General features: G+C 38.1%; 17 protein-coding genes. 3 read left to right on the top strand and 14 right to left on the bottom strand.

Annotated elements, in window-relative coordinates:
• Nucleotides 1-18: 18 nt before the first annotated feature.
• The 4 genes from ACWNMZ_RS05090 to ACWNMZ_RS05075 form a co-directional block, all read right to left on the bottom strand.
• Entirely contained in the window at nt 19-603 is a 585-nt protein-coding gene (locus ACWNMZ_RS05090) for a hypothetical protein (protein WP_449598321.1), read from the bottom strand.
• A 102-nt stretch (nt 604-705) separates the two neighbouring features.
• Nucleotides 706-846 (bottom strand): hypothetical protein, encoded by a 141-nt coding sequence (locus tag ACWNMZ_RS05085; protein ID WP_449598320.1) that lies wholly within the window; start codon nt 844-846, stop codon nt 706-708.
• A 19-nt stretch (nt 847-865) separates the two neighbouring features.
• Nucleotides 866-1,048 carry an HNH endonuclease gene (locus ACWNMZ_RS05080; RefSeq protein ID WP_449598489.1) on the bottom strand — a complete coding sequence of 61 codons (183 nt, stop codon included), beginning with the start codon at nt 1,046-1,048 and terminating at the stop codon, nt 866-868.
• A gap of 334 nt (nt 1,049-1,382) precedes the next feature.
• Entirely contained in the window at nt 1,383-1,631 is a 249-nt protein-coding gene (locus ACWNMZ_RS05075) for a hypothetical protein (RefSeq protein ID WP_449598319.1), read from the bottom strand.
• Nucleotides 1,632-2,753: 1,122 nt separating this feature from the next.
• Here ACWNMZ_RS05075 and ACWNMZ_RS05070 point away from each other — a divergent pair.
• The 3 genes from ACWNMZ_RS05070 (at nt 2,754) to ACWNMZ_RS05060 (ending at nt 7,597) form a co-directional block, all read left to right on the top strand.
• Nucleotides 2,754-3,491: a response regulator transcription factor gene (locus tag ACWNMZ_RS05070; protein ID WP_449598318.1), complete on the top strand. Its 738-nt coding sequence runs from the start codon at nt 2,754-2,756 to the stop codon at nt 3,489-3,491.
• Nucleotides 3,492-4,865: 1,374 nt separating this feature from the next.
• Entirely contained in the window at nt 4,866-5,810 is a 945-nt protein-coding gene (locus ACWNMZ_RS05065) for an SDR family oxidoreductase (protein WP_031536848.1), read from the top strand.
• Nucleotides 5,811-6,061: 251 nt separating this feature from the next.
• Nucleotides 6,062-7,597: a multicopper oxidase family protein gene (locus tag ACWNMZ_RS05060; protein ID WP_031536849.1), complete on the top strand. Its 1,536-nt coding sequence runs from the start codon at nt 6,062-6,064 to the stop codon at nt 7,595-7,597.
• Between the two features lie 207 nt (nt 7,598-7,804).
• On the opposite strand, the gene ACWNMZ_RS05055 is transcribed toward ACWNMZ_RS05060, so the two are convergent.
• The 10 genes from ACWNMZ_RS05055 to ACWNMZ_RS05010 form a co-directional block, all read right to left on the bottom strand.
• Nucleotides 7,805-8,542 (bottom strand): ABC transporter permease, encoded by a 738-nt coding sequence (locus ACWNMZ_RS05055; RefSeq protein WP_031536850.1) that lies wholly within the window; start codon nt 8,540-8,542, stop codon nt 7,805-7,807.
• A complete protein-coding gene (locus ACWNMZ_RS05050) occupies nt 8,539-9,273 on the bottom strand; it encodes an ABC transporter ATP-binding protein (RefSeq protein ID WP_031536851.1) in 735 nt (244 codons plus the stop codon). Before ACWNMZ_RS05050 ends, ACWNMZ_RS05055 begins: the two co-directional genes overlap by 4 nt.
• Entirely contained in the window at nt 9,270-9,575 is a 306-nt protein-coding gene (locus ACWNMZ_RS05045; RefSeq protein ID WP_031536852.1) for an AbrB/MazE/SpoVT family DNA-binding domain-containing protein, read from the bottom strand. Before ACWNMZ_RS05045 ends, ACWNMZ_RS05050 begins: the two co-directional genes overlap by 4 nt.
• Nucleotides 9,576-9,740: 165 nt before the next feature.
• Nucleotides 9,741-11,312: a recombinase family protein gene (locus ACWNMZ_RS05040; protein ID WP_031536853.1), complete on the bottom strand. Its 1,572-nt coding sequence runs from the start codon at nt 11,310-11,312 to the stop codon at nt 9,741-9,743.
• Between the two features lie 3 nt (nt 11,313-11,315).
• The gene (locus ACWNMZ_RS05035) at nt 11,316-11,729 is read right to left on the bottom strand and encodes a recombinase family protein (protein ID WP_031536854.1); all 414 of its coding nucleotides are present in this window, start codon (nt 11,727-11,729) and stop codon (nt 11,316-11,318) included.
• Complete coding sequence (locus ACWNMZ_RS05030; RefSeq protein WP_031536855.1) at nt 11,730-13,292, bottom strand: recombinase family protein; 1,563 nt, start codon at nt 13,290-13,292, stop codon at nt 11,730-11,732.
• A 61-nt stretch (nt 13,293-13,353) separates the two neighbouring features.
• Nucleotides 13,354-13,590, bottom strand: a complete 237-nt coding sequence (locus ACWNMZ_RS05025; protein WP_368975747.1) for an SHOCT domain-containing protein — start codon at nt 13,588-13,590, stop codon at nt 13,354-13,356.
• A gap of 179 nt (nt 13,591-13,769) precedes the next feature.
• Nucleotides 13,770-14,471 carry an N-acetylmuramoyl-L-alanine amidase gene (locus tag ACWNMZ_RS05020; RefSeq protein ID WP_031536857.1) on the bottom strand — a complete coding sequence of 234 codons (702 nt, stop codon included), beginning with the start codon at nt 14,469-14,471 and terminating at the stop codon, nt 13,770-13,772.
• Between the two features lie 31 nt (nt 14,472-14,502).
• On the bottom strand, nt 14,503-14,943 hold the full coding sequence (locus tag ACWNMZ_RS05015; protein WP_027625352.1) for a phage holin family protein: 441 nt from the start codon (nt 14,941-14,943) through the stop codon (nt 14,503-14,505).
• Between the two features lie 75 nt (nt 14,944-15,018).
• A complete protein-coding gene (locus ACWNMZ_RS05010; protein ID WP_231512531.1) occupies nt 15,019-17,169 on the bottom strand; it encodes a phage tail protein in 2,151 nt (716 codons plus the stop codon).
• Nucleotides 17,170-17,363 lie beyond the last annotated feature (194 nt).

The following is a 17,363-nucleotide window of genomic DNA, read 5'->3' as shown; positions in this document are numbered from 1 at the left end:
AGATACCAGGTTCCACTTTTATAAGTAATCAATCAGAAATACTGAAATCCTTGCCTTACCTTCTTTATCATGAATATGGGGCAAATAATTTAAAAACAAGTTTGCCATATCGATTGTTAATTGATTATCATATCTAAAATAATACTCAAGCGGTTCCTCTATTGCTTTAGTCAAACTAACCTTTTTATTATTTAAAAATCCCTCATACATTTTTTCTAAGTCATCTATGTTATTTTTATATATACATGGTACTATATAAGCATTAGTAAAATTTTCGGACATGGCTGTGGAAAACTCAAATTGTCCTTCTGTAAATAATTTTTCAGCCAGCTCACCATACGTTCTTAAAAAATCAATGACATATTCACCACCCTTTTTATCCGCCAAATCACCAAGGACATAACCAGAAAGCCACTTTTTTCCCCATTCATCTAATTTTTCGTATTGCGGATTGTCTAAAAGGTGCACCCACATATCGATAGCCATTTCTTGATCAAGTTCCAATACTTTTATTAAGAGATTCTCTAGTCGATCATAATTTTTTTCTAAGTTTTGAACTAATACATTGAAACTGTCTAACAAAATATCCTTTTTGTTGCTCATATGTAAAAACCTCCCAAATTTTAAATATCATAATAAAAGCAAAATGTTCTGATATCATCATACCAAATTATTCCTTGTAATTCTGTAATTACTTTTTGATTCCTAACTTAAAAGGATTAATGCAAAATACACCAAGCTTAATTTTTCCCGCTTCTGCTTTTTGAAAGCTTCTTGGATGTGTATACCAATTAAATTTTTATTGTTAAATCCGTACTTTGGCCACTGATTATAATTAATGGCCATAAATACTCCTCTTTATAATCTATACTAGAGATTTTGTTCTATTGATTTTTTCTTTTAAGTCAACAATGCCATATGGTCTATCACCAACTTTTAAATGTAAGGCTAGATGACAATTGGGACAAACCGGACGTAAATCATTAATTGGGTCCACTTCATACTCTTCGTTTATTTCAGAAAGAGCTTTCAGATGATGGACATGAATTTCCCCTTCAAACTCGTCTCAGTAAATCTCTGCAAAATCAAATTTGCAAACTGAACAGTGACAACCATAGTGGTCTATACATTGTTGTCTTGCTTTGTAATTTCTTTCATACGCATTAACCAGAACCTGTTTCTTTGCTCCTTCTTTAAGCTTAGGAGATTCTTTTACGGCAATTCTTCTGCCATTAGTGTCATTTGCTTTCTTTTAATCAAACCATCAATTTCAGGCCAATATGAAACATCAATTTCCTGTTTCGATTGTGAAAATCTAGTTAGACTACCGTCAATTTTATTTAGTTCTGATATGCTAATAGGTTGAAAGATTTTGACCGTGTTTATATCAAATCTATAGGCTCCATAATATTGTCCCTCGATTGGACTATCATACTTTCAATGATCTGAAGATTCGCCGATGCAATAATCAAATTATCAAATTGAGAGAGTACTAGAGAATCTTCAGATGTATTCATTCCGGTTTTCCTAAAGTAATACAAGCCCTCACGATCATTAATAAGGTTTCCTAGGAAAAAGTTCTTTTGAACATCCTCTATGCTCATTTCAGGAAATTCTTCTCTACTATTCATTGGTAATATTCTTATGGATAGCGGCACATCATTCTTCGAAGTAGGCCTTGGCAAGTCAATATCAATATGTAAATAATCTGCAAGCTTTTACCATTCTGTACATTCCCTAATTTTCTTAAGTTCTTCAGAAAACACCTCTTTAGGAGTAAGTTTCTTTGCTTCAGGAAAATACTAAGTGTAAAGTTTATAAAACCCTTCTCCCGCCACATTTACTCCTTTTGTTACAACCTTTACTGATAGAAAAGGTAAAGTTGATTACTGCTGTTTTTTCAACCTGTTGGAGCATAGATTAACTCCTGCAACAGGACAAACCTACTATTTTTATAGAATATTATACTACTTTTGATATATCTTTCGAAGTTTCGTGGAAATTTGTTACAATAAAATGTAATAGTGGCGAATTTGTGAGGATGAATTTAAAATCTACTTTAAGCACTTGAAGTAGTGGGTGCAGTGCAGAGATTGAGGTCGACAGATTCCTTACTGGTGAAGATTCAAGAAAAGAAAGTTGGTACTGTTATGGTTGATATTATTATGGCAGGTTTTGGGGTTATTTGTATCTTTGGTGTTCTTATTATATATAAAAAGAGCAATAAGAATAAATTGCTAAAGGATCCTACCTATATAGAGTTAATTAATTCAGCTAGGAATTTCCTAAGTGAAATCGAAATTAAAAGGAAAATATATTTAAATTTTAAGTCACAGTGACAACCCGAAATTTGTCGATAACTATAGGTATTTCTGTAACTATCATACGTAAATGGATTACTCAATTTCGATTTAAGTGAGGAATTTTCCAATGAAGTTCGTTCATTTGTCCTCCCAAAAACTATATGCAGTGTAATTGTATTCATTTTTCTTTATAATGTTGCCATTACAACTTAAAAATACAGAATTACAATCTTTTTAACGCCCTGTCGACATAATTCGTGGCGTCACTGTGACAGAGAATTCATAATAGCACTTTTTGACTAATTTTAGGAATATATATCCAAGAAACAGCAAAGATTGAGTGAAATAACAAACAATAAATAGGACAATATTATTTTCTAATACTAGAATCAGTAGATTTCAATATGATATATTTAGATAGAATATTCACTGGAAAAAGGAGGTAAGCACATGATTTCCACCACCATTTTGATCGTAGAGGATGAAAGCTTCATTATTAATATCTTACGTCTTTACTTAGAGAAGGAAGGCTATACTGTTTATTCCTCCTTCAATGTTGCCGATGGTTTACGACTGATAGAAGAAATTCCTCCTGATATTGTTCTACTCGATATTAATCTTCCAGATAAAAATGGGTTTGAACTTGCCAGGAGATATCGTGAAATTTCTGATGGAATTCTCATATTTATTACTGGTGAAAATACCAAAAGTACGATCATCGAAGGCTTTGAAATTGGCTGTGATGACTATATTACTAAACCATTCGACCCCCCTGAAGTCCTCGCCCGCATCAAAGCAATTATGAGAAGAACTGGTACGTTCACTTCAAACTCCTCACATGTATTAAACCTTGGTGATTTAATCATAAACTTTTCAGATAAAAGTATATACAAAAAAGGTAAAGAAGTGGATCTTCATACAAAAGAAAGAATGCTGTTATTTTATTTAGTTGAGCACCCGAATCAAGTTTTTAGCGCCGAACTGTTATTTGATCGTATTTGGGGAATCGATTCAGAAACAGATTTAAAAACCGTTTCTGTTCATTTAAGTACACTCAGAAGTAAAATCGAGGATGACCCTAAAAATCCAGAGTATGTTCGTACAATTAGAGGATTTGGATACAAATTTTCAACGCAGGCAAAAAAGAAGGTAAATAATGAGCAAACGGTAATCAAGAATGAATTTTAAGTCACAGTGACAACCCGAAATTTGTCGATAAATATAGGTATATCTGTATCTATCCTACGCAAATGGATTAATCAATTTCGATTTAAATAAGGAATATTCCCAAATGAAGTTCGTTCATTTGTCCTCCCAAAAAATATATGCGGTGTAATTGCATTCATTTTTCTTTACAATGTTGCCATCACAATCACTTAAAAATACAGCATTGCAATCTTATTAACTCCCTGTCAACATAATTCAAGGTATCACTATGACAGAGAATCAATATACTCGCAGATGAAAAAAATCAATCATGATGAGTATTTAGAATGGTGGAGGATAACAATAGCGAACTCACTCAGCTTGCAGAAAAGAAAAATGACATGATCTCCATGCTTGAAAGTAATCGACAAGTTAAAAGAAGAGCTTCTTCCATTTCTTAACTTTGATTGCTAACGTCCGAAATTCTACATCGTCTCATCAATATAATCAATGTAAAAGAAGACGGCACACCGGTTATTCATTACCGATTTGCCGCCCCGACATTTGTATAGAAGCATGATTTCCCCTTATCGGGAGCCTGCTTCTTCTTTTAAAATCATCTGCGATACTACCTCAACATGGCTTGAGAGGACAGAATGAATGTCATTTGAACCTGCCAGTTCTCGGAAACATATCTACTGCGTTTTTGGGGCTATCGGTAGACGGAAACATATCCACTCAGTCAAATTACCTTCACTGGACGAACCACGCTGTCATCTTCATCATTAATCAACTTTCCTTCTAAATATTTATCAAATATTCCAAGAGAAAGAAAGGTAACAACTCCGTCATTATTTTAAATTTCCAATTCTATTGGCTTTGACGAAAGGAAAATCAAATGCACTTTTATATCCTCATCCACACCGATAAATTCCTTTACTTTCTAAGGTTCTGAAAGTATTATGTCATATCTCTGCCTGCAACGATCATAATACCCATATAACATCAAAATCACCATAATATATTTCCCAATCACCGAAAATCCTTTGGTATTTTACATCTTTTTCATTAATCTTTTTAGAGTATGGGATAGGTTTGTACGTAACGAGGATTAGCATAATAGGGCGGTCTAGGTCCTATTAACGGCATTGACCACGTGTAAGGGTTGTTATTATAGAGCATCTCTACTTTTTCATCTAGAAAATTCACTAGTAATAATTTGACTTCAGGGCTATATTGAAACAAGCGAATAACCTCCTCTTAAATTTACCTAATACACCTTATTCAGCAACCTCTTATAAAGAGCAAGTACTTCTTTCATAAAGCTTTAAACAATTTTGGATTGGAACATGCACTAGGTACGCCCATGCAACATAATGTAAAATGGTATTTTCTATTAATGCAAGGAGGTCTCCAATGAAACAGTATGAGCAAAAAAATCAGAAGAGAATCACCGATGGAAATTATCCAATATATCCAAATTACGGGGTAATAACTCGCTATGAAGAAATTCCGATTAATGTCCCTGAACAACGTCAACTTCGACAACCGGGCGTTGAAAAACTGATGGTTCCCCGGCCTATTATTGAAAATCCAGAGTACAGGGGAAGCGGGAAATTAACAGGGAAAGTCGCCCTCATCACAGGTGGGGACAGTGGGATCGGAGCAGCTGTAGCAATTGCGTTTGCTAAAGAAGGTGCTAGTGTTGCCATTTCCTACTTGGATGAACATGAAGATGCAAGCAGAACAAAAGCACGGATCGAACAACTCGACCAGCGTAGCATTTTATTGCCAGGTGATGTCCGAGAGAAAATTCAATGTATCTCCATCGTGGAACAAACGATCCAATCATTCGGACGATTGGATATTCTTGTTAACCACGTGGGTATCCAGTTCCAGCAGCCAAGTTTACTCGATATCACTGACGAGCAATTCGATGACACCTTTAAAGTTAATATCTATTCTCATTTTTACACAACTAGAGCAGCGCTTCCCTATTTGAAACCAGGCAGCTCAATTATTAATACATCTTCGGTTACGGCTTTTAAAGGTCCTTCACAATTGATTGATTACACATCAACGAAGGCAGCGAATATTGGCTTTACTCGTGCTTTGGCCAATAATCTTATAGATAATGGAATTCGGGTCAATGCTGTAGCACCAGGATCAACCTGGACTCCACTCCAACCGTCAACATATTCTGCAGATCAGGTCGCTATATTAGGTTCCAGTAATCCGATGCGGAGAATGGCCCAACCATTTGAGCTTGCGCCAGCATACGTCTATCTTGCCTCTGACGATTCCAGATTTGTTACTGGCCAAACCATTCATGTTAATGGTGGAGAGCTAACATCATCATAAGAAACTATTCGACCAGTAAGATTAGTTAATCTTGATGCTTGATAAATTCCATTAAATAAGTTAATAATTGTGGGTACAACTTGTCAGTTCCTTGGTGTTAGGGATTAAGTGTTGCGTGTGGTAACCCCACTTTTAATCTAAAACTATGGGGGTGGCAAGTTTTTTGCATTTATAGCCCTTTAAATCAAGGATTATTAACTTTTTTAATATAAAAGTTTTGACATTACGGTATGTTATAAAGGAGGCGAATTATGATTCTCTCTAAATTTGTAGACGAACTACCCATCCCACCTATTTTAAAACCTCGATGGAAAGATCAGTTTTATACTTATTACGAAGTAAATATGACTGAATTCAGTCAATCACTTCATAGTCAGTTAAATGACTCAACTGTTTGGGGGTACGAAGGTGGATATCCAGGACCTACAATTGAAGTCGAAAGTGGAGAAAAAGTGTTTATTAAATGGATTAACAATCTTCCTGATAAGCATCTTTTTCCAATCGATTATACGGTTCATGGGGCTCATCGGGACGTGCCTGATGTAAGAACAGTCGTGCACGTACACGGTGCTTGTGTTGAATGGGAAAGCGATGGCTACCCAGAGGCTTGGTTTACAAAGGGATTCAAACAAGTGGGGCCATATTTTAGAAAGCAAATCTATCGATATGATAATTGTAATAATGCTTGCACGCTGTGGTATCATGACCATACGATTGGGATTACGAGGCTAAATATTTATGCAGGTTTGGCAGGATTTTATCTTATCAGGGAAAATCGGGAGCGTTCATTGAATTTACCGAGTGGAAAATATGAGATTCCTCTTATGATACAAGACAAGACATTTAATGAGGATGGTTCTCTTTACTACCCGAAGCAACCGGAAAAACCGATTCCTGAATTAGAAATGTCGATTATTCCTGAATTTATTGGGGATACGATTCTAGTAAATGGTAAAGTATGGCCTTATTTAAAAGTGGAACCACGTAAATACCGATTTAGGCTTTTAAACGGATCCAACACTCGTTTCTATAGGATTAAGCTTGATTCTGAACAACTTATGTATCAAATTGCGACTGATGGAGGACTGCTAGAATATCCAATTGGTATCAAGGAAATCATGTTAGCCCCTGCAGAAAGGGCAGATGTAATCATTGATTTTACCAACTTAGAAGGGAAGAATATTATCATGAAAAATGATGCCCCCGCTCCTTTTCCAGGGGGGATCAAACCGGATCCAAATACGGTTGGTCAAGTGATGCAATTTAGAGTAACTCTTCCTTTATCAAGTGTTGACACTAGTACAATTCCGGCTTATATGATACCTGTTCCAAAAATAAAGGAACAGTCAGTTACGAGGATAAGATACCTAACATTAAATGATAATATGGATCAGTACGGTCGTGAATGGATGCTATTGGATAATAAACCATGGGATGCACCCATATCAGAAAATCCAAAATTAGGGGCAACCGAAATATGGTACCTCATCAACGTAACTGATGATTCACACCCAATTCATCTTCACTTAATTGATTTTCAAATACTTGACCGAAGAAATTTCGATGTTGATAAGTTTAACAAGGAGAAGGTTATCGAATATACAGGTCCGGCAATGCCACCGGAACCACAAGAACGAGGATGGAAAGATACCGTTCGAGCTAATCCGAAGCAAGTTACTCGAATAATCATGCGGTTCGGACCATTTACCGGGTTATATATATGGCACTGTCATATCTTGGAGCACGAGGATTATGAGATGATGAGACCGTATATTGTTATCCGATAATAATCGATGGCTCGAGAGGACAGAACGAATGTCTTTCGAGCTGTCGGTTCTTGGAAACATATCCACGACATTTTTTACACTATCGGTAGGTAGGAACATATCAATCAATTTTCCATTTTTTGAGAAACATGATATGAGGGAATATATCCATCTTAAGCTAAATTTACATAAATCTTATCACATATTAACTTAATCACGCTCCTAAATTTAAGTATTATCACTACTCATTTTTCTAGTGAAAACTATAATTGCTATAGACATAACTATAACAGCATATCCAATTACCCACCATAAATGTGGGAATATATGATGATAGTCACCTGAAATTGCAGCCCGTCCTGCATCAACAGCATGTGCAAAGGGAAGCAATTCAGCAATTTTCTTAAAGGGTCCTCCAACAAGGGCAAGATCAAACCAAGTACCTGAAAGCCATGCACTTAAATTTGTCAGTAAAGCTCCGCATACGCCACCTACCTGCTTATCGGTGAACAAACTGCCACAAAGTAATCCAATAGCAATAAACAGTATTGCAGCTGGAACTAAAACTATAACTGCTAGTAAAACATTTAAACTAATTGTCAATCCAAGAAAGAATGCAACAGCAAAGCACACTCCAACCTGTAAGATTGCCATGGGTAGTAAGGGGAGTGTGTACCCAAATATGAAATTACTGGACATAAGCGGAGATGTGAATAAGCGTAACATCAATGAACTAGTTCTGTCTTTTGCAATCAACATGCCGGAGAAGAGTGAAATAAATGATAGTCCGAAAACAGCAATTCCAGGAGTCAATTGTTCAATTACAAATAGCTCTACAGGAACATTCGATTGAATAGCAGAGAGTAACAAGAGTAAAATAACGGGAAAGCCTATGCCAAAAGCTAAGTTAAGTTTATCCCTCAAAATTTCTTTACTATTCCTCGTAGCCAATGCTAATGTCTTCATACACTAGCCCTCCCTTCTCCTGCAATGGCAATAAAGGCATCTTCAAAACTTTCGGCGCTTGTTTTTTTAATCAGTTCGTCAGCTGTACCAACTTCTTTTAACTCTCCTTTTGTCATTATCCCTATACGATCTGACAAAGAGACTGCTTCCTCTAAGTAATGGGTGGTTAATATTATCGTGACCTTACCTTTCATTTTTTTAATAATAGTCCAAAGTTCTCTTCTTGCAATTACATCAAGTCCAAGAGTGGGTTCATCAAGAAATAATAACCGTGGTTCTGATATTAATGCCATTGCAATACTAAGACGTCTCTGCCAACCACCTGATAATGTTTTAGCTCGATCTTTTGCTATGTTAGACAGACCAAATGAAGAAATGATTTCATTTGATTTTTCTTTGGAATCTTTTCTATCATACCCATATATTCCGGTAATAAATTCAAGGTTCTCTCTAACAGTCAAATTTGGAGCGATTGCAGTTTCTTGAGGAGAAACATTAATTAATTCTTTTACCTTGAAAGCATCTGAGATAATGCTGTTTCCTAATACTAAGGCATCACCATTTGTTGGTTTTACAAGACATGATAACATTTTTATAGTTGTAGTTTTACCAGCACCATTTACTCCGAGCAAAGCAAATAATTCTCCTTGATTAACGCTTAGATTAAGAGCATTAACTGCAACTCTCTCCTTATATTTCTTTGTAAGATTTTCTGTTTGGATTGCTATCATTCCTCGCCCTCCTTATCTTTATTTAGCTTTTTGATTTCTTCCGCAAAAATTAAACTATCTTTTTCGTTATGCTCAGGATAAATTTCTTTTGATCTCCCATCAAGAATTGCATCTGCAATCTTGTCGAAAACACCCATCCGTTCAATTGCAATACCTTTTTGAGCGTCTGCAAGTAGTATCAATGTATCCCCAGATTCAATGCTAAACATATCACGCACTTCTTTTGGTATAACAATCTGTCCTTTAGGTCCTACTTTAACTGACCCCATGTATTTACCATCCTTTTCTTTATCACTCTTCATAACATAACCTCCAAATCATTTTTATAATTTTATCTACCAACTCGTTTTACTTGTATAACAAGTTATACTAATTATACTTATAAATAATTCCCTTGTCAATAATTATTTGAGTAGGCCGACATTCAAAGAGAGTTTTCTTCTCACTCGGCAGCCTTCTAATCTGAGTTATATTTCTATATCAATCTCAACATCCGATTTGAATTCAACGGTGAGTTTATCATCAAAAACTGTTACCTTTTCAATAAGCCGCCTTACTAATTGCTCATCATATTCCTCCAACTCGCAGGATTGCTCATTCAAGAAATCAGTCATTTCAGCGATTCGTTGCCTTTTTCCTTCTCGCTCTGCATTTTCAACAAGTGCTTTTTGCTTTAATTCTTGAAGTCGGTAAATTTCATCAGCAACATCTTCATAGTCATTCTTGGACTTTGCTTGGACAAGAAGCTGTTGTTGTAATTCTTCCAATTTGCTATCAATGTCATCAGTGATATTATCTTTTTCTTCATTAAATACAGTAGCTATGTTTTTCTGTAGCGCCTGGATGAAGGGTTCTTTGTTAGCCAAAAGTTCGTTAATAGCCTTAACCACTGCTGTCTGCAATGTTTCCTCGTTTATGGTAGGGGCAGTGCATTCAGACCCTTTTTCCTCCAAACGACTGACACATCTCCAAACAATAGACTTGTAACCTCGGTTATTCCAGTGTACTCGTCGGTAAATATCACCGCATTGCCCGCAGTAAACAATACTTGATAAGGCATACTTACTACTATAAACTCGCTTTTTACCGCCCTTGCCGCCGCGAAGATTTGCTCTTCGAACCATCTCTTCTTGAACCTGCATAAAAAATTCACGTGGGATGATAGGCTCATGGCTGTTTTCTACGTAATACTGGGGAACGATGCCGTTATTCTTGACCCGCTTTTTAGAAAGGAAATCAACTGTGTATGTCTTTTGTAGTAGGGCATCACCGATATACTTTTCATTCTGCAGTATCTTTTTCAGTGTTTCCGGTCTCCATTTTGCTTTGCCTGCTGCTGTAAGAATACCGTCTGCTTCAAGTCCTCTTGCTATCTGCAAAAGGCTGGCTCCCTCTAGGTACTCCCTATAAATCCGTTTAACAACTTTAGCACCCTCTGGATCAATCACTAATTGCTTGTTTTCATCCTTAGTGTAACCAAGGAAACGCTTGTGGTTGACTTGAACCTCACCTTGCTGATATCGATACTGAATACCTAGCTTAACGTTCTGGCTTAAGGACTGGCTCTCCTGCTGGGCAAGTGATGCCATAATGGTAAGTAGGACTTCACCCTTAGAATCCATGGTGTTGATATTCTCTTTCTCGAAGAACACAGCAATGTTTTTATCCTTTAACTGCCGGATGTACTTAAGACAATCCAACGTGTTTCTGGCAAATCGGCTTATTGATTTTGTGATGACCATGTCAATATTGCCTGCCATACACTCCTCAATCATGCGGTTAAATTCATCACGCTTTTTCGTATTGGTACCAGTGATACCGTCATCCGCAAAAATACCTGCCAATTCCCATTCCTTGTTCCTCTTAATATAGTTTGTATAATGCTCAATCTGAATTTCGTAACTTGAGGCCTGCTCATCACTATCTGTTGAAACTCGGCAATAAGCTGCCACTCGTATTTTGGGTTTACTCTCACTATTTTTATTATTTCCGATTCGTTTAATTGCTGGAATTACTGTTACATTCCTGCTAACTGCCACTGGTTACACCTCACTTTCTATCAAACTGTAAGCATATTCTGCCTGCTTATATGGATCGTCATATTTTTGTACCAGAGGTTTTGCTTTGAACTTTACAGGATAAGTCGTTTCCGGCACATCTTTGGGCTCCCATATCCTTCCGAGCTTTTCTGCTCGCTTTCGTTTTTCTAACCTTGCTTTTTCAAATGTCTCCTCATCAATAATTGGAGGGTAGAATTCATCGCCAAGGTAATGCTTGTTCTGCAACATCTTACTTACTGTGGCATGGTAGCAGTCTATCCCAGCTTGTTTAGCAGCATCCTTCAAAGAAAGTCCTGCCAAATATCCTGAATATAATTCTTTTACCTGCTCTGATGATTTTTCATCCACAACAGCCTTTCCATCTTCAATTCTATATCCATAGGGTGTGTGCCCCATCTAATTCACCAACCTTTCCTTCAATGTGATTCCACATTTTAATTCAAATCCGACTTCCTCTCGTGAAAGGACAATAATCTTCTCTACGTATTCTTCAAACAGCTCATCCCCATAGGATGTGAGCATTTTGGACTTAGTGGCAAACTTAAGTAAATGGTCAACCTCGTCTACTTTTGCAAAATTGCCATTGACAGAACGAGTAAGTTGATCCTTTTCAGCAAGAAGTCTTTCTCTTTCTGCTTCCAGTGAATTCTTTTCTTTATTAAAAAGAGCAGGTTCCAGATATCCTTTGGCCATTAAACCCGTCAACATCTGGCTCTGCTCCATGTTATTTTCAATCTTAGTCTCCAACTCTTCAATTCTGCGAAAACTTGCCGCATTGTTCTGGTTACGTAACCCATTCAAAAGTGGTCTTAATATGAATTTCTGACCGAAAATGAGTTTATTCATCATCGTGACAAATGCAGTCTTTATATCTTCATCTCGTATGAACTGCATGGAACATTCCGTTATATTGCTTATATGCTTACTGCAACACCAAGCAATGTATTTTCTTCCAGATGAATGAATCCGTCTTTTAAAGGTACTGCCACATTCCGAGCAGATGATTTTACTGGAGAAAGAATATCGGTTTAAATATTTGCTGTTGCGCTTTTCGATGCTTTTTTCCTTTGCTCTCTGATTGAGAACGGCATCTACAGCTTCAAAATCTTCATGGCTGATAATTGCCTCATGATGGTTTTCTACTAGATACATATCTTTCTCACCATAATTGGTGTGCCTATTAAAATGGCTGTCCGTATAAGTCTTTTGCAAAATAACATCACCAGTATATTTTTCATTAGTCAGAATCCCTCTAATCGTAGTAGCTGTCCAACGACCACCTCTTTTTGATGGGATACCCTTTTGATTAAGATCATTTGCAACTTTCTGTGTGCCTTTGCCCGATAATACCTCTGCAAAAATATACTTCACAACTTCAGCCTGCTTGGGGTTTACTATCATTTGACCGTCATTATTTTGATAACCATATGGCGGGTAGGAAATTTTAAAGGTTCCGTTTTGAAATCGTCTTTGAATGGCCCACTTCGTATTTTCTGAAATGGAAATTGACTCACTTTCTGCAAGCCCACTTAAAATGGAGAGCATCAACTCGCTTTCCATTGAACCCGTATTGATATTTTCCTTCTCAAAATAGATATGAACCCCAAGGCCTATCAGTTTTCGAACCATCTCCAAGCAGTCTGTAGTATTTCTCGCAAATCGGCTGATGGACTTTGTAATAATTAAGTCAATCCTTCCAGTTTCACAGTCTGATAACATTCTAAGCAGGTCAGAGCGGTTTTCCTTTTTCGTGCCACTGATTCCCTCGTCATAATATAAGCCTGCATATTCCCATTCTGGATTCGCCTTTATATAAGTCTCATAATGAGCCTTTTGCGCTTGCAAGCTGACTAGCTGTTCATTACTATCTGTTGAAACTCGGCAGTAGGCAACCACTCGTGTTTTTGGCTTAATAAAAGAGTTGGCTAGATTCCCTTCTATTTTCGTTATCTTTTTCATCCTCTCACCTCCTTCTTGGTAGGTCACATATTACCTCTGAAACCCTTATATATCAACGATTTCATGGCATTATCTCTGCTAAAAAAGGGGAGAAAGTTTGGCGATTTAGTGCGTCTATCTTGTGGAATTCTATTTCAGTTATTAAGCCTTTTCCGAGCATCTTTCTAAGTAATTTTTCTGCCTGGATATAATCAAACTCACGCTGTAGCTGTTCCTGTGATACTTTCTTTAATTCAACGCTTTTGTCTATAATCTCATCTGAAATCTTTGTAATTTTTTTATCCTCGTGCTGATTCACTAGGAATCACCTCCTACCTAATAGCCGTGGGAACAGGTCGAAGTTGAGGATTTGTAAGAATTAATTTGAATCAGAGCATAAAAAAAGAGCCTGCAAGGGAAGAACCCCCACAGGCTAGATAAATTAATTGTTTAATAATTTATTTAGGAATCTCGATGATTTTTAACTCGCTCAATTTGTTAATCATACTTAATAAATGCATCCGTAAAGCCTGCCTTTTTAGCCTTGGCAAGCTGTGCCTCAGCATTTGCTTTATCCGAATATGCACCGATCTGCACACGGTAATATTTCTTTTTCACTGGTTCTGCTGGCTTATTTTCTGTGATTAGTAATTTCTTCACATCCGCTCGAAAGGTGTCCATACTCTTCCCATGTTTAGGGAACCAGTGCATCACATCCCCATGGTTACTGGCAATGCCTCGTTTATAACCTTCGCTGTGACAGATGATATCTTTTTCGCTAAATCCATAGAGTTTGCAAAGATGTACACAAAGCTCCACAGCTTCCTTGTAAACAGCAGAAAAATACGAGGCATCGGTCAATCCGTCCTCGCAAATTTCAAATCCAATATGAGTATTGTTCGCAGCTCCGCCAGCATGCCAACCTCGGTGATTCCAAAGTAATGTTTGATAGGTAGCAATGGAACCATCTGCTAATTTACCAATGAAGGCATGGACACAGACTTCACGCCCTCCAGGTTTGTCTTGATTCCAATGGTTGTTATACTGGTTCTTTCCTAGCAAGCCATCGTCTGGGCCAACGTAGCGCTTCAACCATGGGTTGTTTGCACCAGTCGAGTGAACCATAATACCCTTTGGCGTTATGATTTTACCCGCTTTATAGCAGGCATTGTTCGTAAGTAATAGTTTGCGTAACTTCATTAAAATCACCTCTAATCAAATATTAAGTCAATCATCTTCCACCACCAGGCTTAGGCGGTTCCCCATCACGTCCATGTAGTTGCTGTAAAACCGATTTTAGGTTTTCTGGAATAGGCAGTCCAATATGTCCAGCGTTCTCTAAAATGGATACTCCTTCATTACTTAGGTAGAAAAAGATTACTGCTGTTCGTAAAATGCCACTATTTTCTCCAATACTAACCAAAATTTGTGTATCGATAATATGAGCGATGCCTACCATTATAAAGATGAGTACCTTTTTGAAAATCCCCTTAGCACCGATTTCGCTACACAGTTTTTTGTTTGCAATTGCACAAAAGACACCTGTCAGGTAGTCAATGATCACAAAGGCTACCAGTGCATAGAGAAATCCGTCATAACCGCCGAGAAACCACCCAAGAAATCCACCGACTGCGGCAATAGCCAGCTGTATCCAATTCCAAATTTCTTTCATTAAAGACACCTCCGTTTCGTGTATTTCCATATAGAAAAGCACCCCTGCAAATGACAAGAGCGCTGAATTTTATTTTTACATTATTTTTATTAGGTCATGAATTTGTTGCATCACATCTGCCCTAGGCCTTCCTGTACCAATAGGTAGCCATGTGACAGATGGTATATCGAACGCATGGGAAGAATCAAAACTATTAATTATCATAATAATCGCATCAATAGCTTTACGCATTTCAACGATATGGAATGGCCAATTCTTAACAGTGGTCTTTCTTGCGATGATCTCCTCTTTCCAAGTTGCAGGGGACATATTGTAATAGCTACGTACCCTGTTTATAGCAGTTCGAAGCGTCTTAATATGCGCTGCCTTTACATGTGTCACATTAGCGGTGATGATTTCAAAAGGTAATGCTAAAATCGTGAAGGTACGAACAACTTCTGTGCTTGCTGACTCGATATCACTGTCAAGGCAACGAAAAGTAACCGTATGATTTCCTACAGAAAGCGGTTCAGCTTGGTAAATTGTCTTGACCCCATTACCAAGATAGCCGCTTACAGAAAACCGCTCAGGATTGTCTACGCTGTTTTGCCATGAACCAGAGTCAATCCTTACCTCCACTATTTGTGTTTGTCCATCTGGTTCAATTCCTGTTGTGATCATAAAACGTGGTGTAGCATTATAAGTAAAATTGCCAGACATTGGACAGTCCACTATCGGTGCTACAGGCGGGCTGTTTTTCTTTACCGCGTTACTAACAACATAGGCAGACACTGCATCAAGTGCATCTGTGACGCTGATTCGATAACGAGTATATCTACCGGCAACCTGTGAGGCATTTACCTGAAGAGTGCCTGAAGTCGCATTGGAAATAACTGTCGTCAGTGCTTCATAAGCAGACCAATTTAGTCCATCTATCGAAGTGGCCTGTTGAATAACATATTGCTTGATGGAGCTGGTTCCAGGTACCGTTCCACTCCACGAAAGGTTTATTGTATTTACTTCATAGATAGGAGGGTTTGCGGCAAAAATAGTCGGCGGTATTGGTAGTATGTTTTTACGAACAGTATTACTGGTAATAGTCCAGCCTGAGTAAAAATCCTCTCCAGCTGTACCACGGGTTCTTATTCGGAACCGACGATAATGACCACGTGTAGCAGGTGGACTGACATTTAAAATACTGCTTGTTGCAGAAGTATTGACTATCGCCAATGCCAACCAAGCACCCCAATTGCTATTATCTGGCGAATCACTATATTGTATTTCGTAGGAAGTGATGGGATTACCTGCGCCACCAGCTGCTCCACTCCACGAAAGAGTAACGTTTCCTTCAGATAATGTTGCACTTACCGTGCAGGCAGTCGGTGCTGCACAGGCAGTGATGTTGCAATAAATGCTATTACTGATTTTCTCTATTGAGTAAACATCAAATGTGTCAATTGTCCAAATACCAAATTGTGTATATGTTCCTGGGGTCCTCGATACAATTGGATTATAGCTACCACCGCTTGCTGCCAATGTCAACATGGTCAACACATTCCACGCACTCCATGTGCTGTTATCCGTGGATGTGCGACTGGCAATTTGATACCCCTTAATTGGACTGGTACCGCTAGACGCTCCGCTCCAAGTAAGTGTGATAGTCTCATTACTATATGCCGCAGGGGAGGCAACAGCAGTCGTTGCTGGCTTTGGTACCGTATTCCTGCGGACGCTGTTTGTGGATACTTTCCAGCTAGAGTAATAACTAGCTCCTGCTGTACCACGGGTTCGTACACGAAATCTTCGGTAATTACCTCGCGTTGAGGGCGGTGCTACTGATACACTGCCACTTGATGCTGTGGTGGTCACAGTTGTCAGAGCAGTCCATGCTCCCCATGTGATGTTATCGGCAGAATCACTATATTGAATCTCATAACTAGAAATCGTATTATTGATGCCCCCAGAAGCACCACTCCAAGAAAGAGTCACATCCCCTTCCGCAAGTGTCGGGGAAACCGTACAAGATGTCGGGGCTCCACAAGCCGTAGTAAGCAATGGAGCACTTAGTACCGTATAGCTTGAATTGGTAATCACACCAGAGGATAATGGTAATCGTCCATCAGATACCACTTTGAATGTGACTGGCTGGGTTGCATTACCTGTAGTAGAAGCACAGGTCACCGAAACATATCTAATCCTTGGTGTGGTCCCTTCCCAGTTATCTCCGTCTGCCGCTTTAATACGCACTTGTGAAGAAGATCCATTTACAGTCATAGTGCAAAGCAATGCATAACCACTACGAATAAAGGAACCTGATGAACCTAACGCAGCGGATATGGTGAAGTTGTATGTCATCTGGCTATTATTAGGTCGGCTTTTAGTATAAGTAATCGTGTAATAAACGGTCGGGCTGGAACCCGCCTGCAGAGTGATTACACAAA

Source organism: Niallia sp. Marseille-Q9988, assembly GCF_976954375.1.
This window is presented reverse-complemented; position numbering and strand designations above follow the sequence as displayed.

Excerpts from the sequence above, each read along its gene's own strand:
- ACWNMZ_RS05050 (WP_031536851.1), bottom strand. The coding sequence starts at position 9,273 with ATGATAGCAATCCAAACAGAAAATCTTACAAAGAAATATAAGGAGAGA.
- ACWNMZ_RS05045 (WP_031536852.1), bottom strand. The coding sequence starts at position 9,575 with ATGAAGAGTGATAAAGAAAAGGATGGTAAATACATGGGGTCAGTTAAA.
- ACWNMZ_RS05055 (WP_031536850.1), bottom strand. The coding sequence starts at position 8,542 with ATGAAGACATTAGCATTGGCTACGAGGAATAGTAAAGAAATTTTGAGG.
- ACWNMZ_RS05020 (WP_031536857.1), bottom strand. The coding sequence starts at position 14,471 with ATGAAGTTACGCAAACTATTACTTACGAACAATGCCTGCTATAAAGCG.
- ACWNMZ_RS05085 (WP_449598320.1), bottom strand. The coding sequence starts at position 846 with ATGGCCATTAATTATAATCAGTGGCCAAAGTACGGATTTAACAATAAA.
- ACWNMZ_RS05075 (WP_449598319.1), bottom strand. The coding sequence starts at position 1,631 with ATGAATAGTAGAGAAGAATTTCCTGAAATGAGCATAGAGGATGTTCAA.
- ACWNMZ_RS05090 (WP_449598321.1), bottom strand. The coding sequence starts at position 603 with ATGAGCAACAAAAAGGATATTTTGTTAGACAGTTTCAATGTATTAGTT.
- ACWNMZ_RS05030 (WP_031536855.1), bottom strand. The coding sequence starts at position 13,292 with ATGAAAAAGATAACGAAAATAGAAGGGAATCTAGCCAACTCTTTTATT.
- ACWNMZ_RS05060 (WP_031536849.1), top strand. The coding sequence starts at position 6,062 with ATGATTCTCTCTAAATTTGTAGACGAACTACCCATCCCACCTATTTTA.
- ACWNMZ_RS05035 (WP_031536854.1), bottom strand. The coding sequence starts at position 11,729 with ATGGGGCACACACCCTATGGATATAGAATTGAAGATGGAAAGGCTGTT.
- ACWNMZ_RS05070 (WP_449598318.1), top strand. The coding sequence starts at position 2,754 with ATGATTTCCACCACCATTTTGATCGTAGAGGATGAAAGCTTCATTATT.
- ACWNMZ_RS05015 (WP_027625352.1), bottom strand. The coding sequence starts at position 14,943 with ATGAAAGAAATTTGGAATTGGATACAGCTGGCTATTGCCGCAGTCGGT.
- ACWNMZ_RS05065 (WP_031536848.1), top strand. The coding sequence starts at position 4,866 with ATGAAACAGTATGAGCAAAAAAATCAGAAGAGAATCACCGATGGAAAT.